This window comes from Aeromonas sp. sif0611 (assembly GCF_019218845.1).
In the GTDB taxonomy this organism is placed as follows: Bacteria; Pseudomonadota; Gammaproteobacteria; order Enterobacterales; family Aeromonadaceae; genus Aeromonas; species Aeromonas media.
On sequence record NZ_JAHUWU010000001.1, the window covers coordinates 858785 to 882667 of the forward strand.

Genomic DNA, 23883 nt, shown 5'->3' on the forward strand with positions numbered 1-23883 from the left:
AGTATGAAAATCGAAATGACCAGTAAAATCATCGACATTACCCCAGCCATCCGCGAGCGCATTGAATCCCGTTTTGAAAAGCTCGAGCGTCTTCAGGTGCCTCTTATCACACCCCATGTGATCATCTCCAAAGAGCGTTTGATGTATATCGTCGAGGCCACCGCCGGCATTCCCAACGGCAAGTTGTTTGCGCAGGCAGAGCACGAGGATCTGTATGCCGCCATCACGGATCTGGGCCAGAAGCTGGAGCGCCAGCTCAATCGCCACATCGAAAAACCCCTCGCTCGCCGCGCGGCGGTCGTAGGCAAGGACGTTCCCGAGGTGGACGAAGCCGACGCCTGATCCAGACTGTTATCTCTTCATTAATGCAAAAAGGCGGGTCATCCCGCCTTTTTGCATCTTGTTCCTGTGCCTCTGGCATCAAGCCAGCCAGCGCAAGCGCGCATCCACTCCGCGCGTCAGGTCATCCAGCAACGGCAGCATGAGCAAGGGATCCTCGTCTCTTGGCTGGGAAGCCAGCTTGCCTTGCCAGCGTTCCCGCCCGAGAGCAGACAGATTGTCATACACGGCGGGATCCAGCGCCGGTGTCCGGTTGACCAGCGGGGGAGATCGCAGCGCCAGCCAGAGCCGCACATCGGCCATGCAGCCCCCCTGCTGCAGGCGCTCGTTGAGTGCCCAAGCACCTGATTCCCCCGGCTCGCCCGCCAAGGCGGCCTCGGGCATCAAACCGAAACGGGTGCGCCATGTCTGCGCTGGCGGCGCCGCCGTCGGGGCGGCCCCAAACCAGGGTTGCTCCTCGACCGCATCGGTCAGCAGCGCCAGGTGCAGTCTGAAGTCGGCCCTGTCTCCCTGACGGAGATCCTGGTTGAGCCGCTGGCCCAACTGGGCTTCATCGACGAGCAGGCGATCACGAATGGCACTGGGCAGCATGGGATAAATCTTGGAAATGAGGGTTTCATTGCTTATCGGCCGTCAACCCAATCCTTTAAGCATTAAAAATCCCAGCCAAGGGGTTCACAAGCGCGACAGATCTGTTAGTATGCGCCTCGCACTTGGGGAGGGGTTCCCGAGCGGCCAAAGGGATCAGACTGTAAATCTGACGGCTCTGCCTTCGAAGGTTCGAATCCTTCTCCCTCCACCATTCAAGTGCCACAATCAGGTCATGCCCCGTGGAGGGGTTCCCGAGCGGCCAAAGGGATCAGACTGTAAATCTGACGGCTCTGCCTTCGAAGGTTCGAATCCTTCTCCCTCCACCATTCTTCTGAAGACCCGGCCTCGCGCCGGGTTTTTGCTTTTCCGGGCCATCTCAATCCCGCCCTGCCAGACAGCACCATGAAAAACGGGAGGCCTTGGCCTCCCGTTGTCGTGCTCATGCCTTCACAGGGTGAAGCGATAGAAGATGTCTACCGCCTGGGCCACCCCGCTCATGGCCTGCAGATAGAGCCTGGGCATCAGCTCGTAGCGCAGCTTGAACTCGGCGATGGGGCTGAACACCCCGACGCCGTACTGGAACTGCAAGCCGGGCAACAGGTAGGCAGACAGGGTCACCTGGGTATCGTCACCGCTCCCTGCGGTGTCGAGTGCCACATCGCTCATGCCAAGGGACTCCCCGATACTGGAGACCACGCCACTCGCCTGGCTCACCGCCCCTGCCACCAGCAGGCCATTGAAGCCGCCATCCTCGCCACTGGTCTGCAACCCCTTGCCGCGCAGCAGGTAGGAGAGCTGCTCGGACTGCGCCATCTGCGGCTCGGAATAGACGGTGATCTTCGGCTTGGCCGCCGGCCCCGTCACCCGGACCCCGACGGTCACATTATCCTCTATGGTATCGGGATCCCGGTAGGCCTCGATGTTGAGATAGGGCTGATCGATGGGGCCGGAGAAGAGGATCCGCCCCTCCTTGATGATGAGGTTCTGACCATAGGCCTTGAAGCGCCCATCCTTGAGCTCCAGCTGACCATTGCCCGCCAGCGGCTTGGAGGGATCCTGGCGAATGCCGAGCGCTCCCGTCACCTTGGTTTTGAGCCCCATGGCCTCTAGCCGGACATCGTCACCGAGGCGGATGGCGAGCTTGATCTCCATCGGCAGGGGCGCCGTCTTGGGCACCGGCGGCAGATCGTCATAGATGACGGTCACATCATCTGAGACCGCTACCGCACTCTCCGGCAGTGTCTTGACCAGGATGCGCGACCAGGGGATGTCCACCTGACCGCTGACCCTGGTCTCCTCTCCCAGGGAGATGGCGATGTCCGGCGTCACCCTGACCCGGCCCATTCCCGGGTATTGGGCTTCCAGATCCTTGCCTTTGATGGTGAGACTGCCGGTGACCGGCAGCCTGGCCCAGCTCAGCCAGCCCCCCAGCGTGAGCGGCCCCTTGCCCACCAGCATGGAGCCGTCGAGTTCGGCCCGGTTGCCGTCTATCTTGAGGCGGGTCACCAGCCTGGAGAGGGTCACCATGTCGGAGTGGGTCTGCACCTCCCCCTCCAGCAGGTTCAGTTCACCGTACAGCAGGGGGGCGGCCAGGGTGCCATCGAAGCGGGCATCGGCCGAGATGAACCCCTGCAGGGAGCGCACCTCGGGGATGAGGGGAGCAAAGGTCGTCAGCTTGAGATCGTCAAACTTGAGCTGACCCGACAATTGGCCACGGCCAGCAGGTTCGCGGATCAGCAGGTCGGTGTCGATATTGCCGATCTGTCTGGAGGCGAAATCGACCCGGATGGCGGCCTGCTGGCGCTCGAAGTCCAACCCCAGCTCCAGACGTTGATACTCGGTCTTGAGCTCGTCGGCCACGAAAGTGCCCGGCGTGGTGCGCACTGTGGCGTGCAGGGTCGGCTGATTGCCGCGCCAGCTGGCGCGCCCGTCCGCCGACAGTACCGCCAGCCAGCGGAAGTTGTCCGGCAACCAGGGACGCAGCCGCTTGAGGTCGAACTCGTTCAGGGCAAACTCCAGGCTCCCCTGGGCGGCCGAGATTTGGCTGCCCTTGACACAGAGGCTGGCCTTCTGGGAGCCCAGGCAGAGATCCCCCATGGTCAGCTGCTGCCTGGCCAAGTCCAGATCCAGGGACCAGGGGGCGGACAGGGTCCAGCGCTTGAGTGGGGTCTTCAGCTTGAGCTCGGAGAGGGCGCCACGCCAGCGATCCCCGCGCAGGCTGCCATTCAGGCTCAGATCCGCCGCCACCGGATCCCCCTTCATGGTCAAGGTGAGTCCGTGACGGTCGAGATCGCCACTCAGGTTCAGGGCTATCTGGGAGAGCGTGGTCGTCCCCTGCACCAGGCTGGCCACCGTCAGGGCCAGCTCGCCGGCCGGTTTGTCCCCCACCAGAGCATTGCCCTTGATGGCCGTCTTCTTGAACACGGTTCCCGCATAGGCGAGGCGGCTCGAGGCCAGATCCACATTCACCCTCGGTGCCTGCTGGTTGCCGGTGACACGCACCTGTCCCTTGAGATCACCGCCGAGACCGGGGTAGATGCCGCCGAGCTTGGGGGCATCTACCTGGGCATCCAGCTTCCAGGCCTGGGCGGTGAGCGACCCCTTGGCCTGCAACTGGTTGGGGCCGCTTTGCAGCGCCAGGGCCGGGATGATCCACTCCATCTTGTCGTTGCCGCTGAGAGATCCCTTGAGCGCCAGGGGATACTGGTTGAGCTTGCCGTCGACCTTGAGCTCCGGCAGCGCCAGCTGCCAGTGGCCCGCCTCGTCCAGCTCGAAGCGGCTGGCTATCTTGCCCGCCAGCGTCCCCTTGATCTCGGGCACCAGCTCGGCTGGGTTGATCCCCTTGAACTCGGTGGTGCCCTGCCACTGGACGCCCTTGCGCCATGCGAGCTTGCCATCGAGCTTGAGCTCCCCCTTCAGGGCATTTAGCAGCAGTTCGACCCGGCTCAGCTGGCCGAGATCCCCCTTGCCCGAGAGCGCCACCTTGAAGGGGGGCACGTCCGTCCCCTTGCCGGCTGTCTTGAGCGCAAACTGATAGCCCGAGAGCGTGCCCTTGGCGCTCAGGGTGCCCTTGTCCAGCCGGTAGCTGGGCTCATCCTTGACGGGCTTGTGAAGGGGCCATGCAAGGCTCTTCCAGTCCAGTGCCAGATCGAAGGGCAAGTCGGGATCCAGCGTCACCAGCGTCCCCTTGAGATTGGCGGTGACCGGTCCCTTGGCCTTGAGCGCCAACCCCAGCTTGCCCACGGACCCCTCCAGGATCAGATTCGCCTGCTCCCCCTTGAGCTGGTTCTCCAGCAATCCCTTGCGGGCTTTGGCATCCAGGGTCAGGGCGAGGGGATAATCCGAGGTCAGGGTGACATGGCCCTTGAGCGCCAGATCCGCCATGGCGTGGCGCAAGGAGAGCTCGCGCACGTCGATACGCGCATCCTGAGCACGGGCCGACAGTTGCAGGGTGTCGAGTCCCTCGACCAGCTCCCCTTGCTGGTAGCGAACCCGGGTCGCCGCTAGCCCTTCCAGCTGGATGGGGAATGGCAAGCGGATCTCGGGCAGCAGGATGGGCTCGGGCTTGCTCGCGGCCTTCTCCTTGCCGCTCTTGTCAGCCAGGCTCTCCTCGGACGGCTTGCCCGCCGTCAGGGAGGTGTCCTTCTCCTGCTTGTTCGGTTTGTCCTGCTTGTCAGCGGCAGCCTTGTTCTGCACCGGCTTGGCGGGTTTCTTCCCTTTGTCGGCAGGCGTTTTGCTGGCGGCAGCCTCCTTGGGGGCCTCTGCCAGCACTATGTCGAGATCATCGAGCACGGGCCCGCGCACGATGAGCCCCTTGCGATCCAGGGTGGCGCCTATCTCCAGATCCTTGAGGGTCACCCCAACACCAGGCACGGCCAGGTCCAAATCCGTCACCTTGAGGCTGTCCACCTGGATGCGCAGTGGCAACGGGCGCCAGACGAAGGGCTCGGTGGGCTCTTCCGGCACAGGCTCAGACTCGGCGACCTTCACCACCGGGCGGGTGACCGTCAGGGACTTGATCCAGAGCTTTCCCTGCAGCAGCTTGCCGAGATCCCAGTCCAGCACGGCCCGCTCCACCGTGACGTCCACCAGCTCGTCCTGCCAGCCGACCCCTTCCAGGGTCCAGCCATAGCCGAGTTGCCCCGCCACCAGCTCCCCCTTGAGGGAAGGCAGCGCCCCTTTGGCCTGCTGCCACAGCCACTTGTTGCCCTGATGGGTGAAGCCCAGCAGGCTGACACCGATGAGCAGCAGGAAGACGATCCCCATGAGCCACAAGAAAATACGCTTTACCCAGATCACAGCGCAGACCCCCGCGAAAGAGGCAGCCGCAGCGGCCAGGAGAAAGAAAAACGAGGATGAGTGGATTCAAACCGGATCATAATTCGGGCCCCAGCGCGAAATGCAGCCGCAACGGCTTGTCCTCCTCGGAGATGGCCACCGCCAGATCCAGCCTGACCTGGCCGATGGGCGTCACCCAGCGCACCCCCACCCCAGTGCCTATCTTCCAGGCCTCGCTGTAGTCGACGGTGGCCGTGCCGCCATCCACGAACAGGGCCCCGAGCCACTTGTCGCTGAAGCGGTAGTTGTACTCCAGGCTGCCCACACTGGTGTAGCGCCCGCCGGTGAGCTTGCCATCCTCGTCCTTCGGCGAGACGGTCTCATAGCCGTAGCCACGTATGGTCTGATCGCCACCAGTGAAGAAACGCAGGGAGGGCGGCACTAGGGAGAAGTCATCCCCTATGATGGCCCCCTGCTCGACCCGCATCAGGAAGCGGTGATCCTCTCCCAGGGTGCGCAACCACTTGCTGCGTCCCCACACCCGCATGAAGTTGATGTCCGAGCCCCAGTAAGGGCTGGAGAATTCCGTCGTCAGCTGCTGACGATCCCCCCAGTCCGGCACCAGGCCACCGCGCACCCGCAGCCGCGACCAGGAGACCCCGGGGATCAGCAGCAGACTGTTCCCCTCGTCGTTGCCCTGCACGTAGCGCTCGTTCTCCAGCCGGATGAAGACGTCCCTGTCCCAGCTCTCCGGCCGCCGCTTCCAGCGGTGTACGCCGAAGGTGGCCAGATCGGATCGGGTATCGTTGTTGTCTGTGTACTGGTAGCCGGCCTGCAGGGAGTAATAGTCTCGCAGCGGGTTGCCGACCGGGATCTGGTAGTCGAAACTGAGCTCCGCCTCCGGGGCCGAGATCTTGGCGGTGCTGGAGAGGCTGTGGCCATAGCGGTTGACCCAGGGCTTCTCCCAGGTGGCACTCAGGCGCGGCCCCACGTCCGTGGCATAGCCGATACCGGTTTCGATCTCGTGGTCGACCCGGTTCGAGAGGGTCACCTGCACCGGCACCAAGTTGCCCTCGGCCTGGCTGATCATGGGCTTGATGTCCACCTGCTTGAACAGCTTGGTGGAGGAGACGTCCTGGGACATCTCGGCCAGCCGGATCGCCAGATAGGGATCGCCACTCTTGATGTTGATGAGCGGCCGGATCAGGCGCAGGGCCTCCGGCGTCGCATCGTAGTGGATCTCGCCGAAGTGATAGCGAGGACCTGAGCGGAACAGGATATAGATCTCGGCCTTGCCCTGATCCGGGAAGACTTTCACCTGACTCTTGCTGATCTTGGCGTCAAAATAGCCCCGCGCCAGCCCCAGGCTGCCGAGATCCGCCTTGATGGACTCGTACTTGCCATGGTTGAGGGGATCCCCCTCCTTGAGGGGCAACTTGTCCAGCAGCTCGCTGTAGACCTCGTCGCTGCCCGCCTCCCCTTCCAGCAGAATGTCGAGGCGCGAGATGAGCACGGGCTCCCCCCGCGCTATCTCGATCACTACCCTGGCGGGGGATTTCTTGTCGCGAGCGAGGGTGATCTTCGGCTGGTAGTAGCCATAGACCTGCAGGGCTTTTTGCACACTCTCGGTGATCTTGGCGCGGGCGGGACGATACTGGCGCTCCTGGTAGACCGGCAGGGCATTGAGATAGGCCTCGACGTTATCCTTCTGCTCCCCCTTGATGCCCTTGATCTGATAGGTCAGCTTGGCCGCCATGGCGGGGGTCACCAGCAGCCACAGAGAGAGGGCGAGCAGCAAGGTGCCGAGCCCGGGGCGACGGGTTCGCCCGGGTGAGGTGAACCCGGCAGGCAAAATAGGATGGCATCCTGTCAAACGTCAATTTCCCCGAATAACATAAGTAAAAAACTGTTCGATTTAGAATGATAATGGGGCTCACCCCAGGCGAGCGCGGCTCATCCTAGCATAACCGCTGTCCCGAAATCCCCCTCTCCCCCGGGGCTGGCGTCCTCTTCCGGAGCCTGCTTTCACCTGGGCCTGACAGGAAAACAGTCCGCCAATGAGGGAAAGTGTGCACTCTCCCGGCAAGGGTCGTACAAAAAAGCGGCACCCAGGTCCGATACCGGCAGCGCCTTCCCGTCGCCGCCCTCGGCGCTGCTGCGCTCGCCACGCGACAGCCCCTGTCGGACGCCCCCGGACCTTGAGACCCAGGATCCCCTGGCAGGCTTGACATCACCGTCTGGCGCCCCCATTGCCATATTCTGCTATTGAACAGGAAAATAAGTTTAAATCAACAACTTGAATAGGTGGCACTAAAGCTTCGTTCAATCCAATCGATTTATCCCGCTGCCACTGCCACCTTCCCTGCCCCACACTGATGTCATCAATCGCAGGAGAGATCCCATGCACTTACGTAGCGAACAACTTGCTGACTACATAGCCGACCGACTCGAATTCGTCACCTTCCTGGCCTGTTGCAGTGCCCTGCTGGCCCTGTTGACCGGCATGAACGGCCAGCAGGCCCTGGCCTTCACCGCCCTCAACCTGCCCTTCGGGCTCGCCCTGCTGCTGGGGCTGGCCATGCTGGCACCGCTGCCGGCCCACTGGCGCCTGCCCGGGATAGTCCTGCTGCTGGTCGGTGGCGCCCTGCTCACCCTGCAGCTCGGCGGCGACTGGCTCAATCCCCTGGCCATCTGGAGCCTCTACGCCCTGCTGGGGCTGGAGATCCTCTGGCAGTCTCGCCCCAGGTCACGTCTGGCGACCCATCCCCGCGGCTGATGTGCCGCCGGCGGGGCTGACGCGCGCACCGAATTGGAGTACCCTTGCGCCCCCTTTACCCTCGCCGAGGAGCGTTCCGATGAAAAAAGCCTGTGCCCAGCACATCCTGGTCAAGACCGAAAAAGAGTGTCTCGAGATCAAGGAAAAACTCGCCAAAGGGGCCGACTTCGGCCAGATGGCCAAGCGCTTCTCCACCTGCGCCTCCGCCAAGCGCAGCGGCGATCTGGGGGAGTTCTCCAAGGGGGACATGGTCAAGGCGTTTGACGATGCCGTCTTCAAGGGGGAACTCCTGACCGTGCTGGGGCCGGTGCGCACCAAGTTCGGCTTCCATCTCATCAAGGTGCTCTACCGCAACTGAGGGCCCTCCCCGCGCCCCCAGCCCTGACAAGGGCTCGCCCGGCTTCCTGCCCGGCCGACTCCTGGCCACCGCCCTGCCGCCCTGCGCCCGGGGCGGTTAAAAGCGCCAAGATAAAGATAATTTACTAACGTTATCAGATAATTAAGTTTATCCTTCTGGGCATTGCTCCATCATAACCAGTGGATCCTGCATATGCACAGCTATTTGTGGTGGCCCCTGCTGGCCTGGTTGCTGCCCCTGGGGGGCGCCCTCGGCAGCCGGGCCCATCTCTGGCCCTGGTGGCTCGGTTTCGCCCTCTGCCTCGCGAGCGCCCTGATCAGCCTCTGGCTCCTGCTGCGCCTGCCCTGGCGCTACCGCAGCTCCCCCTGTCTGTGGGCGGATGCCTGGGGCATAGCCCCCCTGCTGCTGCCCCTGCTGTTTGTCGTTCAGGCGCTGCGCTCGCCGCTCACCAACGACGTCAGCACGGATCCCCATCATCCGCCCCGTCTGCTGTGGGCCGAGCAGCTGAGAACGGCTGAGGATCTCCCCGTCAATGCCCCTCCCTTGCAAGTTTTCCCCGGCAACCCCGGTCCTCTCTATACCCGAGCCTCCCCGGCCGAGGTGATCGCCGAAGCGGACGAGCTGATGACGGAGCTCGGCTGGCGGGTGCGCCCGAGCCCGGACGGCCTCGATGCCGTGGTCACCACCGGCTGGTTCGGCTTTGAGGATGACGTGGCGCTACGGGTCTTCGCCGGGCCGAAAGAGACCCGGGTCGACATGCGCTCCGCCTCCCGTCAGGGGCGCAGCGATCTGGGGGTCAACCGGGCACGGATCCAGAACTTCCTGACCCGGCTCAACGAGCGGCTGGGGGGCGCCTACAAACCCAAGATGCAGAAAATGGAACAAGAGGAATAACATGCGCGTTGAGGTCAAGCCTGATCGGGAATATGCCTGGTTTATCCGCCCCTTTTTCTGGCTGCAGCAACGCAACTACGGTCAGGTACTGATCCCGGGCAAGTGCTGGGGTCGCTCGCCGCGCCTGTTTGCCGCCGTCGCCACCCTCTACGGCGTCATCAACCGCAAGCGCTCCCCCATAGACCCCGTGCTGCGCTCCCTGGTGACGGTGCGGGTCTCCCAGCTCAACTGGTGCCGCTTCTGCGTCGACATCAACGCCATGACCCTCATCAAGCGCGCCGGCTCCAGCGACAAGGTGGAGGCGCTGGCCCAGTGGCGCCAAAGCCCCCTGTTCGATGAACGCGAACGGGCGGTGCTCGACTACACCGAGGCCATGACGGGGCTGGATGGGGTGAGCGACCAGCAGGCCGCGCGGCTCAAGCCCTGGTTCGATGACGATGCCCTGGTGGAGCTCACCGGCCTCATCGCCTTCCAGAACATGTCGGCCAAGTTCAATGCCGCCCTCGACATCGCCCCCCAGGGCTTCTGCCAGTTGCCGGTGCAGCCCGAACGCCCGGCGCCCTCCGACAGGGACGGCCAATGAGCCGGGGCCGCCTGCTGCTGTTGCTGGTGATGGGGAGTCTGGTCAGCGCCTTCTTCGCCTTCGATTTCGATGCCTACCTCAGCCTCTCCCGGTTGCAGGCCCACCAGGTGCAAGCCTCGGCCTGGGTGCAGGCGCACTTCGGCCAGGCGGCCCTGCTGTTCACGCTCCTCTACGTGGCAACCACTGCCCTCTCCCTGCCCGGCGCCGCCCTGCTGACCCTGGGGGGCAGCGCCCTGTTCGGCGTCGGCTGGGGGCTGCTGCTGGTCTCCTTTGCCAGCACCCTGGGGGCTACGCTGGCCTTTCTCAGCGCCCGCTTCCTGCTGCGCGACTGGGTGAGCCGCCGCTTCGGCGACAAGCTGGCCACCTTTGAGGCCGGCATGGCGAAGGATGGGGCCTTCTACCTGCTGAGCCTGCGCCTCATCCCCCTCTTCCCCTTCTTTCTGGTCAACCTGCTGATGGGGCTCACCCCCATCAGAGTCAGTACCTACTACTGGGTCAGCCAGCTCGGCATGCTGCCGGGCACCTTCGTCTATGTGCTGGCGGGCAGCGAACTCGCCACCCTCACCAGCACGGGCAAGATCCTCTCCCCCGGTCTGGTGGCGGCCCTGACCCTGCTCGGCCTGATGCCCTGGCTGATGCGCTGGCTGCAACGCAGGCTCGCCCTGCGCCGCCTGCACGCCCCCTATCGCAAACCGGCGCGTTTCGACTACAACCTGCTGGTGATAGGCGCCGGTGCCGGGGGCCTGGTCACCAGCTACATCGCCGCCGCGGTCAAGGCCAGGGTGGCGCTGATAGAGCAGCACAAGATGGGGGGGGATTGCCTCAACACCGGCTGCGTTCCCTCCAAGGCGCTGATCCGAAGCGCCCGCTTCGCCGTTGAACAGCGCAAGGCAGACGAGCTTGGCTTCAGCCCCAGTCAATCACAGGCCGATTTTGCCGCCGTGATGGCACGGGTGGCCGAGGTGATCAAGGAGGTCGAGCCCCACGACTCGGTTGAACGCTATCAGGGGCTGGGGGTGGAGTGCATCCAGGGCCGGGCCCGCCTCGTCTCCCCCTGGGAGCTGGAGGTGGGCGGCAGACGCCTGAACAGCCGCCACATCGTCATCGCCACGGGGGCCAGGCCTCTGGTGCCCAAGCTGCCGGGTCTCGAGCAGGTGCCCTACCTCACCTCGGACAGCCTCTGGCAGCTACGCGAACCGCCCCGCCACCTGCTGGTGCTCGGCGGCGGCCCCATCGGCTGCGAGCTGGCTCAGAGCCTTGCCCTGCTCGGCATCCCCGTCACCCTAGTGGAGCTCGCCGATCAGCTGCTGCCCCGGGAAGAGCGGGAGGTCGCCGAGGCGCTGGCCGAACAGATGACCCGCGACGGCGTGCGGCTACTCACCGGCTGGCGGGCTGAGCGCGCCGACTACGAACCCGCGGCTGAGGGCACGCTGCCTATCCGGCTGCAACTGCGCCGGGGGGAGGAAACGCACCTGGTTGAGGGGGATCAACTGCTGCTGGCCCTGGGCCGGGTCGCCAACGTGAGCGGCTTCGGGCTCGAAGAGCTGGGGGTGGAGCTGGCCCCCCGTGGCACCATAGCAGTCGATGGCTTCCTCGCCACCAACTACCCCAGCATACTGGCGGTGGGAGACGTCGCTGGCCCCTATCAGTTCACTCACTTCGCCGCCCATCAGGCCTGGTATGCCACCGTCAACGCCCTCTTTGGCCAGTTCAGGCGCTTCAAGGCTGACTACAGGGTGATCCCGGCGGCCACCTACACCAGCCCCGAGATTGCCCGGGTCGGCCTCAACCGCAAGGAGGCCGAGGCCCAAGGCATTCCCTTCGAGGCGACCCGCTTCAATCTGGCCGAGCTGGATCGCGCCATCGCCGATGGCGAGCGCCACGGCTTTGTCGAGGTGCTGACGGTGCCGGGCAAGGATAAAATCCTTGGCGCCACCATAGTGGGCGCTCACGCCGGCGAGCGGATCGCCGAATTTGTGCTCGCCATGCGCCACAGCCTGGGGCTTGGCAAGATCCTGGGCACCATCCACGCCTATCCCACCCTGATGGAGGGGAACAAATACGTGGCGGGCGAGTGGAAGCGGGCCCACCAGCCCACCCGCCTGTTGACCCTGCTGGCCCGTTATCACAGTTGGCGCCGCGGCGCCTGAGCCCACGAGACCCTCACCATGTTCAAGACCCGAGTTCGCGCCCTGCTCCGTCCCCTGCTCGCCGCCGCCCTGCTGCTGGCGCCCCAGCTCCACGCCGCCGAGGCGACCTGGCAACAGACCCTCGCCGAGGCGAAGGGCCAGCACGTCTACTTCAACGCCTGGGGCGGCAGCCCGGAGATCAACGCCTACCTGGTATGGGCGGGTCAGGAGATTGAGCGCCAATACGGGGTCACCCTGGTGCAGGTGAAGGTGGATGACATCGCCCAGAGCGTCAGCCAGCTGCTGGCCAGCAAGCAGGCGGGCAAGATGTCGGGCGGCCCCATCGACCTGCTCTGGGTCAACGGGGAGAACTTCAAGGCCCTCAAGGAGCAGGGGCTGCTGGGGGCCCCCTTCACTCAGGATCTGCCGAACATGGCACTGGTAGACACCAAGCTGCCGGTGCACGAGGACTTCACCCTGCCGGTCGCCGGGCTCGAGGCCCCCTGGGGCATAGGGCAACTCAATCTGATGGTCGACACGGAGGAAGTCACCCCAGTGCCCACCTCGGCGGCCGAGCTGCTCGCCTGGGCCAGGGCCAACCCTGGCCGCTTCACCTACCCCAAGCCGCCCCAGTTTCATGGCTCGAGCTTCCTCAAGCAGATCTTGCTGGAGCTGACCGCCGATCCTGCGCCCCTCTATCGGGAGGCGAGCGACGCCGACTTTGCCCGCCTCACGGCCCCGCTCTGGGGCTGGCTCGATCAGCTGCACCCCGTGCTCTGGCGCAAGGGCAAGCTGTTCCCCACCAGCGCCGCCGAGACCAAACAGTTGCTCGATGACGGCGAGCTGGCCATGGCCATCAGCTTCAACCCGGGTGAGGCCCAGAGTTCGGTGCAAAACGGCACCCTGCCCCCTGCGGTGAAGGCCGTTGCCATGGCCAAGGGGGCCCTGACCAACAGCCACTTCCTCGCCATCCCCTTCAACGCCAGCGCCCGGGCCGGCGCCAAAGTGGTAGCCAACTTCCTGTTGAGCCCTGCCGCCCAGGCCCGCAAGGCGGATCCCGCGTTCTGGGGCGACCCCAGCGTGCTGCGCCAGGATGCCCTGCCAGGGAACAGCCAGCCGGCCCTGCGCTTCAAGGCGGTGGCCGAACCCCATCCCAGCTGGCAGACCCGGCTGGAAGCGGCCTGGGTCGAACGCTACGGCCACTGATCCATGAGTATCCGGCCCTGGCGCCTCCTCTTTCTCCTGCTGTGCGCCCTGTCGCTGGCCGCGCCTGTCGCCGGCGGTCTGCTGCTCCTGCTGCTTGAAGGCCTGGCCAAAGGCCATGTCAGCCTGCTGCTCGCCCAGCCCGGGCTCTGGCACTCGCTGGGCCTGAGCCTCTGGGTGGCGGGGGCCTCCACCCTGGGGGCCCTGTTCTTCACCGCCCTGCTGCTCGCCCAGGGGGAGGGGCAGCCCTGGATGCGCTGGCTGCGCCGCCTGCTCTCCCCCCTGCTGGCCCTGCCCCACGTCGCCTTCGCCATCGGCGTGGCCTTCCTGCTCGCCCCCTCCGGCTGGTTGCTGCGCCTGATCTCCCCCGCCCTCACCGGCTTTGACTTGCCCCCCGACTGGCAGACTCTGAGAGATCCCTGGGGGCTCGGCCTCATCCTGGCGCTCATCTTGAAAGAGACCCCCTTTCTGCTACTGATGGCGCTCTCGGCCCTCGACCCTGCCCGAGTCAGTCGCCAGCAGTGGCTTGGGCAAACCATGGGCTTCAGCGGGCCGCAGATCTGGTGGCGCCTGCTGCTGCCCGCGCTCTGGCCTGCCCTGCGCCTGCCCCTCTATGCGGTGGCGGCCTATGGCTTGGGGGTGGTGGATCTCGCCCTGCTGCTGGGGCCAGATGCCCCTGCTCCCCTGGCGGTGCGGCTCTGGCTCTGGTATCAGGACCCGGACCTCCAGTGGCGCGGGGCCTGCGCCAGCGGCGCCCTGCTGCTGTTGGCGCTCAACCTCTTGCTGCTCGCCGCCTTGCGGCTGTTGGAATGGAGCCACGGGGCGCTTGGCAAGGCCCGCTGGCTGGACGGCAGGCGCAGCCTCCCCTCGCCCTGGCCCGAGCGCCTCACCCGGGCAGGGGTCTGGGTCCTGCTCGCCATCAACCTGCTGGTGCTGGCCTCCCTGCTGCTCTGGTCCCTGGCCCGGCGCTGGTCCTTCCCCGCGCTCTGGCCCAGCGAATGGAGCGGCTACCACTGGCTGGCGCTGCTGCCCACTCTGGGGCCCCTGCTGTGGCAGAGCCTGTGGCTGGCCCTGCTCTGCGCCGGCCTCTCGCTGCTGCTGGCGGTGCTCGCCCTGGAGGCGCAGCAGGGCCGCCACCCTCACCACAGCCAGTGGCCGCTCTGGCTCATCTGCCTGCCGCTGCTGCTGCCCCAGGCCAGCCTGCTGTTCGGGTTGCGCCTGCAGATCGACTGGCTCGGCGGCGTCGACGGCATAGGACCGGGCTGGGTGCTCTGGAGCCAACTGCTGTTTGTCTTCCCTTATGTCTATCTCTGCCTGCACGGCCCCTATCGCCAATTCGACGATCGCCTCACCCGGGCGGCACTCTCCCTCGGGGCCAGCCCCTGGCGCGCCTGGTGGCAGGTGAAGGGGCCGCTGCTGGCGCGGCCGCTGTTGTTCGCCTTCGGGGTCGGGGCGGCGGTGAGCCTGGCCCAATACCTGCCCACCATGCTGTTTGGCGCAGGCCGCGTGGTCACCATCACCACCGAGGCGGTGGCCATAGGCAGCGGCCTCAACCGGCGACTGGCTGGCCTCTATGGCCTGTTGCAACTGCTGTTGCCACTCTTCATCTACGGCCTGGTGCTCTGGCTGCCTCGCCGTATCAACCCCGCACTGAGGCATTGATCATGCTGCATACCACCGCGCTCACCCTCTACCTGGATGATCACCCCATGCTGACACTGCCCCCCCTGACGGTGGCCCCCGGCGAGGTGCTGACCCTGATGGGCCCGAGCGGCTGCGGCAAGAGCTCCCTGCTGGCGGCTCTGGCGGGGGTGCTGCCCCCCGGGCCCATCCGGCTGGCGGGGGAGGTACGGCTCGGCGAGCGGCGGCTCACCCCCCTGGCGCCTCAGGCACGGCGCATCGGCATGCTGTTTCAGGACGATCTGCTGTTTGCCCATCTGACGGTGGCAGAGAACCTGATGTTCGGCATGCCGGCGCATCTCAGGGGGATGGCAGCGAGACGGGCCCGCGCCCTCGAGGCGCTGGCAGAGGTGGGTCTGGCAGGGCAGGCGGACAAGCTGCCGGGCCAGCTCTCCGGCGGTCAGAAGGCGCGCGTCGGCCTGCTGCGGGCCCTGCTGGCAGAGCCAGAGGCCCTGCTGCTGGACGAGCCTTTCTCCCGGCTGGACAAGCCGCTGCGCGCGGCCTTCAGAACCCTGGTGTTCGAGCGGCTCAAGACGCTCGGTATGCCCGCCCTGCTGGTCACCCACGACGAGGAGGATGCCCCGGGGGCTATCCTGACACTCACCACTCCCTGCTTGACCAAAGAGGACACCGACCTTGTTTGATCGCCACCTGATCCCCCTCATTCGCCGCCCCCTCCAGCTGCTGGCCTCCCCCCTGTGCCGGGCCGGGATCAGCGCCAACCAGATAAGCCTCACCGGCTTTGCCGTCGGCATGCTGGCCTTGCCGCTGCTGGCACTGGGCTGGCACGGCTGGGCGCTCGCCGCCATCCTGTTCAACCGGCTGCTGGACGGCCTGGATGGGGCCGTGGCGCGCCAGACGGGGATCACCGACTGCGGCGGCTTCCTCGACATCAGCCTCGACTTCATCTTCTATGCCGCCGTGGTGCTGGGCTTTGCCCTCGCTGCCCACGCCAACGCCCTGCCCGCCGCCACCCTGCTGTTCGCCTTCATGGGCACGGGCTCGAGCTTCCTGGCCTTTGCCATCATGGCGGGCAAGCGCGGCATCGAGAACCCCGTCTACCACCACAAGTCCCTCTACTACCTGGGCGGCCTCACCGAGGGGAGCGAGACCATCGCCCTGTTCGTGCTGATGTGCCTGTGGCCCGCCGCCTTCGCCCCGCTCGCCTATGGCTTTGCCCTGCTCTGCGCCATCACCACCCTGACCCGGCTCTGGAGCGGCTACCACACCCTGCGTTGAGAGGAGAGGGGCCTGCCGGCGAATTCAGCGGCGGATGAATATGGGCCCCAGGCCCTGCACTGAGCACTTGCGCATGGACGCCAATGTTTTACCATGACGACACTCTTTTTCAGGCTCACGAGAACCATATGCGTCGCCTTCTCCTCACCCTCTCCCTGTTCCCTCTGCTGTATGGCTGCAGCAGCACACCGGCCCCCAAGCCCGTGGTCAAGCCGCAGCCCCAGAGCGCCTTCATCAATCAGACGCCGCCGAGCAAACCGTTCTATCAGCAGGGGGTCAGCAAGGGAGACTTCGCCAACCGCAGCAACGTGGATCAGTTCGTGCAGCGCATGGTCGACAAGCACGGCTTCAACGGCGCCGAGCTGCATAGGGTGCTGGCCCAGGCCGAGCGCTACGACTGGATCATCCGGCTGATGGACGCCCAGGCGCCCACCACCACGCCCCCCACAGGGCCGACCGGCGCCTGGAATCGCTACCGCGCCAAGTTCATCACCCCGGACAATGTGCAAAACGGCGTCAGCTTCTGGCGTGAGTACGAGAGCGAGCTCAATCGGGCGCAGCAGATCTACGGGGTGCCCCCCGAGATCATCGTCGGCATCATAGGGGTGGAGACCCGCTGGGGCCGGGTGATGGGCAAGACCCGCATCCTGGATGCCCTGGCGACCCTGGCGTTCGACTATCCGCGCCGGGCGACCTTCTTCACCGGCGAGCTGGAGGCCTTCCTGGTGATGACCCGGGATGAGGGCATGGATCCCACCGAACCCAAGGGCTCCTACGCCGGCGCCATGGGCTATGGCCAGTTCATGCCGTCGAGCTTCCAGAGCTATGCGGTGGACTTCAACGGCAATGGCCACACCAATCTGTGGGATCCGGTGGATGCCATCGGCAGCGTGGCCAACTACTTCAAGGCCCATGGCTGGGAGAAGGGGCAACCGGTGGCGGTACGCGGTCAGGGCCAGCTGCCCGGCTATGAGCACGGCTTCCAGACCCGCTACCCGGTCACCACCCTGCGCGGGGCAGGGCTGGCCCCCACAGCGTCGCTCGGCAACCACAAGGAGGCGAGCCTGCTGCGCCTGGACGTGGGCACCGGTTATCAGTACTGGTACGGCCTGCCGAACTTCTACGCCATCACCCGCTACAACCACAGCACCCACTACGCCATGGCGGTGTGGCAGCTGGGTCTGGCGGTCAGGGATGCCAGAGGCGGCTACTGAGCCAGCCCCACCCTACGAAAACGGGCCCATCGGGCCCGTTTTGCTATTCGTTTTCCAGCAGCCAGCGCTTGAGCAGAGCAGCCAGTTGCCCCTGCTCCTCGTTCGTCAGCGGGGCCAGCAGGCGCCGCTCGTTCGCCACGTGGCGCTCCACCGCCTGGTCGACCAGCTCCCGCCCCGGCTCCGTCAGGCAGACCAAGAGGCTTCGCCTGTCATCGGGGGAGGCTTCACGTCTTATCAGGCCACGCTGCTCCAGCTTGTCGAGCCTGGCCGTCATGGCCCCCGAGCTCAACATGGCGGACTGGTAGAGGGCGGTCGGGGTCAGCGGCTCACCGGCCCGGCGCAGGGTTGCCAGTATGTCGAAGTCCGAGCCCAGCAGGCCGCACCCCTTGAGCTCTTCACTCACCTCGCGCCCGGCGATGGCCGCCATGCGCGCCACCCTCCCCAGTACCCCCATGGGAGAGCAGTCGAGATCCGGTCGCTGCTGTGCCCACTGGGCCAGCAGCAGGTCTACATGATCACTATCCATTCTGGCTCCATTATCTTTTCGAAAAGATACTTGATAATAAACTAACTCACGGCTAATTTATCTTTACTTAAAGATACTTTATTGCGAGACAACCATGCCACTGCTGATTGCCCTGCTCGCCCCCCTGCTCTGGGGCAGTACCTATGCCGTCGTCAGTCTCTACCTGACCGACTACTCCTCCTACTGGGTGGCCGTGTGGCGGGCGCTGCCGGCCGGTATACTGCTGTTGCTGCTCCATCCCCGCCGGCCACCCCTCACCTGGAACCGGCAGTTTCTGCTGGCGTTTTGCAACATCACCGCCTTCTTTGCCCTGCTGTTCGTGGCGGCCTATCGCCTGCCGGGGGCGGTGGCGGGCACTCTGGGCTCCACCCTGCCCCTCATTCTGATGGGGCTCGCCTGGTGGCAGGATGGCAAGCGACCCAGCCTGAAGTGGCTGCTGCTGGGCCTGATGGGGCTCGCGGGTGTGCTCCTGCTACTCAATCCCTCCGCCAACCTGGATCCCGTCGGCGTGGCGTGCGCCCTGCTGGCCACCCTGCTCATCGGCCAGTCCAGCCGCTGGATGCAACGCTGGCCGGTGAGCGATCTGCTGGCGCTGACCGCCTGGCAACTGCTGCTCGGGGGCCTGATGCTGATCCCGCTCGCCTGGTGGCTGGCGGGCCCCATGCCGCTGCCACAGCCGGCGAGTGCCCCCGGGCTCATCTGGCTAATCCTGCTCAACACGGCGCTGGCCTACTGGGCCTGGCTGTGGGGGCTCAAGCGCCACGGTCCCGAGGTGATGGGCATGCTGGCCCTCACCAACCCCATGGTGGCTGTCTCCTTCGGCGTGCTGCTGGTGGGAGAGACCCTGGACGGCCGCCAGTGGCTCGGCATCGCGGTGATCCTGCTATCCCTGTTCCTGATGAAGCTGCCGACCCGACCCCTCTTCAAGGGTGGGCAGGTTGCCAAGGCTTGCCCAGACCAGCCGGGAAATGGCTGATCGGGCACCAGATCCCCGCCAGGCACACAGCAAAAAGGAGCCGATATGGCTCCTTTTTATGCGCTTCAGTGACTGGCTTCAGGCTCAGACGCCGGCCTTGGCCAGGGCCGCGGAGACGATCTGCTGAGCCTCCTGCTGAATGAGGTCCAGGTGCGCCTCGCCCTTGAAGCTCTCCATGTAGATCTTGTAGATGGACTCGGTGCCCGAGGGGCGCGCCGCAAACCAGCCATTCTCGGTCACCACCTTCAGGCCGCCGATGGCGGCATCGTTGCCGGGGGCCTTGGTCAGCTTGGCAAGGATGGGCTCACCGGCCAGGGTCGAGGCTTCCACCAGCGCCGGATCCAGCCTGGAGAGCACCGCCTTCTGGGCGCTGTTGGCGGGAGCGTCAATGCGGCGGTAGCTGGAGCGGCCGAACTTCGCTTCCAGGGCATCGTAGTGGGCCTGGGGATCCTTGCCGGTGACGGCCAGGATCTCGGCGGCCAGCAGGGCCAGGATGAAGCCATCCTTGTCGGTGGTCCAGACACTGCCGTCCTTGCGCAGGAAGGAGGCGCCCGCGCTCTCCTCGCCGCCGAAGCCGAACTCGCCGCTGAAAAGACCATCCACGAACCACTTGAAGCCGACCGGCACCTCTTTCAGGGTGCGGCCAATCTCGCCGGCAACCCGGTCGATCATGGACGAGGAGACCAGCGTCTTGCCGACGGCAGCGTTCGCAGACCAACCGGTTCTGTGGGTGAACAGGTACTGGATGGCCACTGCCAGGTAGTGGTTCGGGTTCATCAGCCCCGCCTTGGTGACGATACCGTGACGGTCGTAGTCAGGATCGTTGCCAAGGGCGATGTCGAACTTGTCTTTCAGGGCAATCAGGCCCGCCATGGCGAACGGGCTGGAGCAGTCCATCCGGATCTTGCCGTCTTTATCCAGGGTCATGAAGGAGAAGGTCGGATCGACCTTGTAGTTCACCACCTCGATGTCGAGATCGTAGCGCTTGGCGATCACATCCCAGTAGGCCACGCCGGAACCGCCGAGCGGATCCACCCCGATCTTGATGCCGGCACGCTTGATGGCCGCCAGGTCCAGCACGTTCTCGAGATCGTCCACATAGGGGGTGACATAGTCGTGTTCGACCACGAACTCACTCGCCAGGGCCTCGGCGAACGGCATCCGCTTCACGCCGGCCAGACCGGCTTCCAGAATGGCGTTGGCGCGGTCTTCCACCCACTTGGTGATCTCCCCTTCGGCAGGACCGCCGTGGGGGGGGTTGTACTTGAAGCCACCATCTTCCGGCGGGTTGTGGGACGGGGTGATCACCACACCGTCCGCCAGGGCCGCAGGTTTGCCGGCGTTGTGGCGCAGGATGGCATGGGAAATGACCGGAGTCGGTGTAAAGCCCAGACCAGCCTGGATACGAGTCTCGACGCCATTGGCCGCCAGCACTTCCACCGCGCTGGAGAACGCCGACTCAGAGAGGGCGTGGGTGTCCATGCCCACAAACAGCGGGCCCGTGATGCCGGCCTGCTGGCGATACTCCACCAGCGCCTGGGTCACCGCCAGGATATGGGATTCGGTGAAGGCGTTGTGCAGGGCGCTGCCGCGGTGGCCAGAGGTGCCGAAGGCCACCCGCTGCTCGGGGCGGCTCATGTCCGGCTTGTTGAGGTAGTAGGCGCTGACCAGACGGGGAATGTTGGTCAGATCGCTTATGCGGGCCGGCTTGCCGGCGTGGGAATGCTGTGCCATGGCGTTTTCCTTGGTGAGACCTTGCCTGGCAAGGCCTTGAGTCTGTGATGCGTTAAACTGCGCCGCACACCCGAGCCGTCAGAGCCTCGTCATAACCCATGCTGGCCATCAGCTGGGCCACCATGTTCTGCTTGCGGCTGGTGTTGGTGTTGGTAATGACCCAGAACGGGGTATCCGGCACCTGCTTGGGCTTGGTGGTGCTGCCGCTGGCACGCAGTGCCTCGGGATCCCGGGAGAAATAGACGCGCTTGCGCCCCTTTATCTCGGTCGCCTGAGTAAAGCTATCCGGGTTGTCCCGGTACAGGGTGCTGAGCACCAGCATGAAGCGGTTGATGGACTTCTCTTCTTTTTGCAGCTCGTCGGAATCGAGCAGGGCTTCCAGTCCCATGGCATCGGCCAGGGGTTGAGGCTGGACCACAGGCGCGGCCGGCACTGTCGTCCCCGCCTTGACGGGTTGTTCCAGCAGACGGCGCAGGATATCGGAGGCACTCTCGCCGATGTGCCGGGTCTGGCTCGCGATAAAGAAGTAGAGATCGTCATCAAGCTCGATGGTTTTCATAGGGATGCGCTGGACTCGTCGAAATTCGGATGCGGCGATTATACATAGGCAAACCCGGCAGCCCAAGGGAGGGGCTGGCAGATGTGCATGAATCTCCTTGAGAATACGGCATAATACGGGGCCAGGTGTGTGATCCTCCGCACTGATAGCCGATCCCGGGTCGTTTTTTTGGAAAAAAAACCACAAAAAAATCCCCCCTGAGGAATGAAATCCTTTTCTTTCAGTGTGTTAAAAATATGGCGAAACAGCCCACGACCGATAAGGTGTTATTTTGCAACAAAACTCATTATTGAATTTCAAGGATCAAGGACAAGGCCCGGTCGTCGTGCTGATCCACGGCCTGTTCGGCAGCCTGGACAACCTCGGCCTGCTGGCCCGCCCCCTCAGCGAGCAGTACAGGGTCATCAGTGTCGATCTGCGCAACCACGGTGCCTCCTTTCACAGCGGCGAGATGAGCTATCCACAGCAGGGGGCGGATGTGATCGCCCTGCTGGATCAGCTCGGGCTTGAGCAGGTGGCCCTCGTCGGTCACTCCATGGGGGGCAAGGTAGCCATGCAGGTCGCCAAGCAGGCCCCTGCCCGGGTCGACCGGCTGGTGGTGGCCGACATCGCCCCGGTGGCCTATCCCCATGCCCGCCACCAGAATGTGTTCGCCGGACTCAACGCCACGCTCGAACGCCTTCCTCAAAGCCGCAGCGAGGCGGAAGCCATCCTGGCTGAACATATCGAAATCCCCGGCGTTCGCCAGTTCCTGCTCAAGTCCTTCACCAAAACCGAGGCGGGCTGGGGCTGGCGGTTCAATGTGCCGGCGCTGGAGCACAACTACGCCAACATCATGGGCTGGCCCGACGGCCAGACCCGCTTCGAGGGGCAGACCCTGTTCATCAAGGGGGGGGATTCCGACTATATGCAGCCCCAATACACCGAGACTGTGATGGCACAATTCCCGGCCGCAAAGGCCCGCATCATCGCCGGAACCGGTCACTGGCTGCACGCAGAAAAGCCGGCGTTGTTCAACAAACTGGTTGTGGATTTCCTGTCGACAGGCGGTTAACAGTTTCAAATCCTTTGTGATATAGTGCGCCCTTCATAAGGAGTGCGCGCAATCCATGCTGAGTGAACACATCGATCTGATCGAGAGTCTGGGCCTGAAGCTGTTCTTCGTGGCCATCTTCCTGCTGATTGGTCTGGCCATTCACGACGTTCTCAAACGCGGCAACGTGCCCCGTTTTGGTCGTCTCATCGTCTGGCTGGTTCTGTTTCTGGGTTGCGCGGGTTTTGTCGCCAAGGGGCTGATCGAAATGGGCTGGGAAGGCTCAGGGATCGGCTAACTACTTTTCATCTGTGATGTATGGCCAAACAGCAAACTGATCGAACAACACTGGATCTGTTCGCAACTGAGAAGCGCCCCGGCAGGCCAAAGACCAATCCACTCCCCCGTGAGACCCAACTCAAGATCAACAAGCGCAACCAGCTCAAGCGCGATCGGGAGAACGGCCTGAAACGGGTCGAGTTAAAGGTGGAGGCCGAATTGCTGGAGCGCCTGAACCAACTTGCGCTACAACAGAACGTCAGCCGAGCCGAGCTGATCCAATCTATCCTGAAGCAACAGATTGAGTCTGCGCATGCAGCAGGCATCGCAATCTGAACCGTTAAGCATTAACCAGATACGGGTAACTAAACACTATGGCTAGTGTAGGTCTGTTTTTCGGCAGCGATACCGGTAATACCGAAGCTGTCGCCAAGATGATCCAGAAAGAACTGGGCAAACAACTGATTGAAGTCCGTGACATTGCCAAGAGCAGCAAGGCCGACATCGACAGCTTCGATCTGCTGATGTTCGGTATCCCGACTTGGTACTACGGCGAAGCCCAGGCCGATTGGGATGACTTCTTCCCCGAGCTCGAAGAGATCGACTTCAACAACAAGCTGGTTGCCATCTTCGGCTGCGGCGATCAGGAAGACTATTCCGAATATTTCCTCGACGCCATGGGCACCCTGCGTGACATCGTCGAAGCCAAAGGTGCCATCATCATCGGCCACTGGCCAACCGCGAGCTACGAGTTCGAGGCCTCCAAGGCACTGGTAGATGACAAGCACTTCGTCGGTCTGGGCATCGATGAGGATCGCCAGCCGGAGCTGACTGCCGAGCGCGTCAAGGGCTGGTGCAAGCAGTTGCACGAAGAGATGTGTCTGAGCGAGCTGGAGTGATCTCCCTCCTCTGACAACAAGGGCCCCGCTGGGGCCCTTGTTGTTTTTACTCCTTCATGGTCGATGCAGCCTGACCCGGCGTCCTGTGCTCCGGCTTGGGTTTCACATACAGGGTGCGCCTGACCTGGGCCACCAGTTCGCCCCGCTTGTCCTGTACCTGCACCTCGAACTCGGGGAAATGCTTGTTGCCCCCCTCGGTCGCCGCCACGATCGATGCCAGCTTGGCGTCGGTCAGATTGAACTCCGCCACCAGCATCCCCTTGCCAGGCTTGATGAAATTGATGCTGCCCGCCTTGTCCCAGACGTAATAGCGGTTCTTGAAATGGCCCATCAGCATCAGCGGATAGATGGGATCCGTCATGGCGAACATGCTGCCGCCGAACTGGGTCCGGTTGGCATTCTTGTTCCACCAGCGGGACTTGAGGGTGACCCGACAGAAGCGAAAATCAGGGCTCAATGTTTCTATCTTGATGCCCGCACCCCAGAACGGGGGCCAGGCGTTGAGGGCATGGCGCACCCAGGCCGCGTTGTCAAAAAGCCAATCCATGGATCTCATCCGACCAGACTATAGAGAAGTGACATAGTATCAACAT

General features: G+C 64.2%; 23 protein-coding genes and 2 tRNA genes. 18 read left to right on the forward strand and 7 right to left on the reverse strand.

Features of this window, described 5'->3' with window-relative positions; genetic code table 11:
• The first annotated feature begins 3 nt into the window (after positions 1-3).
• Positions 4-342, forward strand: a complete 339-nt coding sequence (gene hpf / locus KW824_RS03755; protein ID WP_005325604.1) for a ribosome hibernation-promoting factor, HPF/YfiA family — start codon at positions 4-6, stop codon at positions 340-342.
• 78 nt (positions 343-420) lie between these two features.
• Here the strand turns inward: hpf and KW824_RS03760 are convergent, their stop codons facing one another.
• Positions 421-930, reverse strand: a complete 510-nt coding sequence (locus tag KW824_RS03760; RefSeq protein WP_218408948.1) for a VC2046/SO_2500 family protein — start codon at positions 928-930, stop codon at positions 421-423.
• Positions 931-1056: 126 nt separating this feature from the next.
• On the opposite strand from KW824_RS03760, the gene KW824_RS03765 reads away from it, so the two are divergent.
• Both KW824_RS03765 and KW824_RS03770 read left to right on the forward strand, forming a co-directional pair.
• A tRNA-Tyr gene (locus tag KW824_RS03765) sits at positions 1057-1141 on the forward strand.
• A 30-nt stretch (positions 1142-1171) separates the two neighbouring features.
• Positions 1172-1256: transfer RNA gene (locus KW824_RS03770), tRNA-Tyr, on the forward strand.
• A gap of 121 nt (positions 1257-1377) precedes the next feature.
• Here KW824_RS03770 and KW824_RS03775 read toward each other — a convergent pair.
• Both KW824_RS03775 and KW824_RS03780 read right to left on the reverse strand, forming a co-directional pair.
• On the reverse strand, positions 1378-5229 hold the full coding sequence (locus KW824_RS03775; RefSeq protein ID WP_218408949.1) for a translocation/assembly module TamB domain-containing protein: 3852 nt from the start codon (positions 5227-5229) through the stop codon (positions 1378-1380).
• Positions 5230-5305: 76 nt separating this feature from the next.
• The gene (locus KW824_RS03780; protein WP_371316578.1) at positions 5306-7081 is read right to left on the reverse strand and encodes an autotransporter assembly complex family protein; all 1776 of its coding nucleotides are present in this window, start codon (positions 7079-7081) and stop codon (positions 5306-5308) included.
• A 528-nt stretch (positions 7082-7609) separates the two neighbouring features.
• Here KW824_RS03780 and KW824_RS03785 point away from each other — a divergent pair.
• The 10 genes from KW824_RS03785 (at position 7610) to mltB (ending at position 17284) form a co-directional block, all read left to right on the forward strand.
• Positions 7610-7984 (forward strand): hypothetical protein, encoded by a 375-nt coding sequence (locus KW824_RS03785; protein WP_042650242.1) that lies wholly within the window; start codon positions 7610-7612, stop codon positions 7982-7984.
• A 79-nt stretch (positions 7985-8063) separates the two neighbouring features.
• Positions 8064-8342, forward strand: a complete 279-nt coding sequence (locus tag KW824_RS03790; RefSeq protein ID WP_042650241.1) for a peptidylprolyl isomerase — start codon at positions 8064-8066, stop codon at positions 8340-8342.
• A 192-nt stretch (positions 8343-8534) separates the two neighbouring features.
• A complete protein-coding gene (locus KW824_RS03795; RefSeq protein ID WP_139436423.1) occupies positions 8535-9236 on the forward strand; it encodes a DUF1499 domain-containing protein in 702 nt (233 codons plus the stop codon).
• A 1-nt stretch (position 9237) separates the two neighbouring features.
• Positions 9238-9819 (forward strand): carboxymuconolactone decarboxylase family protein, encoded by a 582-nt coding sequence (locus KW824_RS03800; RefSeq protein WP_139436425.1) that lies wholly within the window; start codon positions 9238-9240, stop codon positions 9817-9819.
• Complete coding sequence (locus KW824_RS03805; protein ID WP_218408950.1) at positions 9816-11969, forward strand: FAD-dependent oxidoreductase; 2154 nt, start codon at positions 9816-9818, stop codon at positions 11967-11969. Before KW824_RS03800 ends, KW824_RS03805 begins: the two co-directional genes overlap by 4 nt.
• A gap of 18 nt (positions 11970-11987) precedes the next feature.
• Positions 11988-13154 (forward strand): ABC transporter substrate-binding protein, encoded by a 1167-nt coding sequence (locus tag KW824_RS03810; RefSeq protein WP_218408951.1) that lies wholly within the window; start codon positions 11988-11990, stop codon positions 13152-13154.
• 3 nt (positions 13155-13157) lie between these two features.
• Positions 13158-14813 carry an ABC transporter permease gene (locus KW824_RS03815; protein ID WP_218408952.1) on the forward strand — a complete coding sequence of 552 codons (1656 nt, stop codon included), beginning with the start codon at positions 13158-13160 and terminating at the stop codon, positions 14811-14813.
• Positions 14814-14815: 2 nt separating this feature from the next.
• Positions 14816-15475, forward strand: a complete 660-nt coding sequence (locus KW824_RS03820) for an ATP-binding cassette domain-containing protein (RefSeq protein WP_218408953.1) — start codon at positions 14816-14818, stop codon at positions 15473-15475.
• Positions 15468-16070: a CDP-alcohol phosphatidyltransferase family protein gene (locus KW824_RS03825; protein WP_218408954.1), complete on the forward strand. Its 603-nt coding sequence runs from the start codon at positions 15468-15470 to the stop codon at positions 16068-16070. Before KW824_RS03820 ends, KW824_RS03825 begins: the two co-directional genes overlap by 8 nt.
• 128 nt (positions 16071-16198) lie before the next feature.
• Entirely contained in the window at positions 16199-17284 is a 1086-nt protein-coding gene (gene mltB, locus KW824_RS03830; RefSeq protein ID WP_041207037.1) for a lytic murein transglycosylase B, read from the forward strand.
• A gap of 43 nt (positions 17285-17327) precedes the next feature.
• Here the strand turns inward: mltB and KW824_RS03835 are convergent, their stop codons facing one another.
• Positions 17328-17810 (reverse strand): MarR family winged helix-turn-helix transcriptional regulator, encoded by a 483-nt coding sequence (locus tag KW824_RS03835; RefSeq protein ID WP_218408955.1) that lies wholly within the window; start codon positions 17808-17810, stop codon positions 17328-17330.
• A 94-nt stretch (positions 17811-17904) separates the two neighbouring features.
• Here KW824_RS03835 and KW824_RS03840 point away from each other — a divergent pair, with 94 nt between their 5' ends.
• Positions 17905-18786: a DMT family transporter gene (locus tag KW824_RS03840; RefSeq protein ID WP_218408956.1), complete on the forward strand. Its 882-nt coding sequence runs from the start codon at positions 17905-17907 to the stop codon at positions 18784-18786.
• 84 nt (positions 18787-18870) lie between these two features.
• Here KW824_RS03840 and pgm read toward each other — a convergent pair whose 3' ends face one another.
• Both pgm and seqA read right to left on the reverse strand, forming a co-directional pair.
• A complete protein-coding gene (pgm, locus tag KW824_RS03845; RefSeq protein ID WP_218408957.1) occupies positions 18871-20520 on the reverse strand; it encodes a phosphoglucomutase (alpha-D-glucose-1,6-bisphosphate-dependent) in 1650 nt (549 codons plus the stop codon).
• A 52-nt stretch (positions 20521-20572) separates the two neighbouring features.
• Entirely contained in the window at positions 20573-21079 is a 507-nt protein-coding gene (seqA, locus tag KW824_RS03850) for a replication initiation negative regulator SeqA (protein ID WP_042650230.1), read from the reverse strand.
• Between the two features lie 289 nt (positions 21080-21368).
• Here seqA and KW824_RS03855 point away from each other — a divergent pair, with 289 nt between their 5' ends.
• The 4 genes from KW824_RS03855 to fldA are packed head-to-tail and all read left to right on the forward strand — an operon-like array spanning position 21369 to position 23290.
• Positions 21369-22133 (forward strand): alpha/beta fold hydrolase, encoded by a 765-nt coding sequence (locus tag KW824_RS03855; protein ID WP_218409090.1) that lies wholly within the window; start codon positions 21369-21371, stop codon positions 22131-22133.
• Positions 22134-22188: 55 nt separating this feature from the next.
• Complete coding sequence (locus KW824_RS03860; RefSeq protein WP_005325663.1) at positions 22189-22410, forward strand: DUF2788 domain-containing protein; 222 nt, start codon at positions 22189-22191, stop codon at positions 22408-22410.
• A gap of 20 nt (positions 22411-22430) precedes the next feature.
• Complete coding sequence (ybfE, locus tag KW824_RS03865; protein WP_005325670.1) at positions 22431-22727, forward strand: LexA regulated protein; 297 nt, start codon at positions 22431-22433, stop codon at positions 22725-22727.
• A 38-nt stretch (positions 22728-22765) separates the two neighbouring features.
• Positions 22766-23290 (forward strand): flavodoxin FldA, encoded by a 525-nt coding sequence (gene fldA / locus KW824_RS03870; protein WP_005325673.1) that lies wholly within the window; start codon positions 22766-22768, stop codon positions 23288-23290.
• 46 nt (positions 23291-23336) lie between these two features.
• Here the strand turns inward: fldA and KW824_RS03875 are convergent, their stop codons facing one another.
• Entirely contained in the window at positions 23337-23837 is a 501-nt protein-coding gene (locus KW824_RS03875) for a DUF4442 domain-containing protein (protein WP_005325675.1), read from the reverse strand.
• Positions 23838-23883 lie beyond the last annotated feature (46 nt).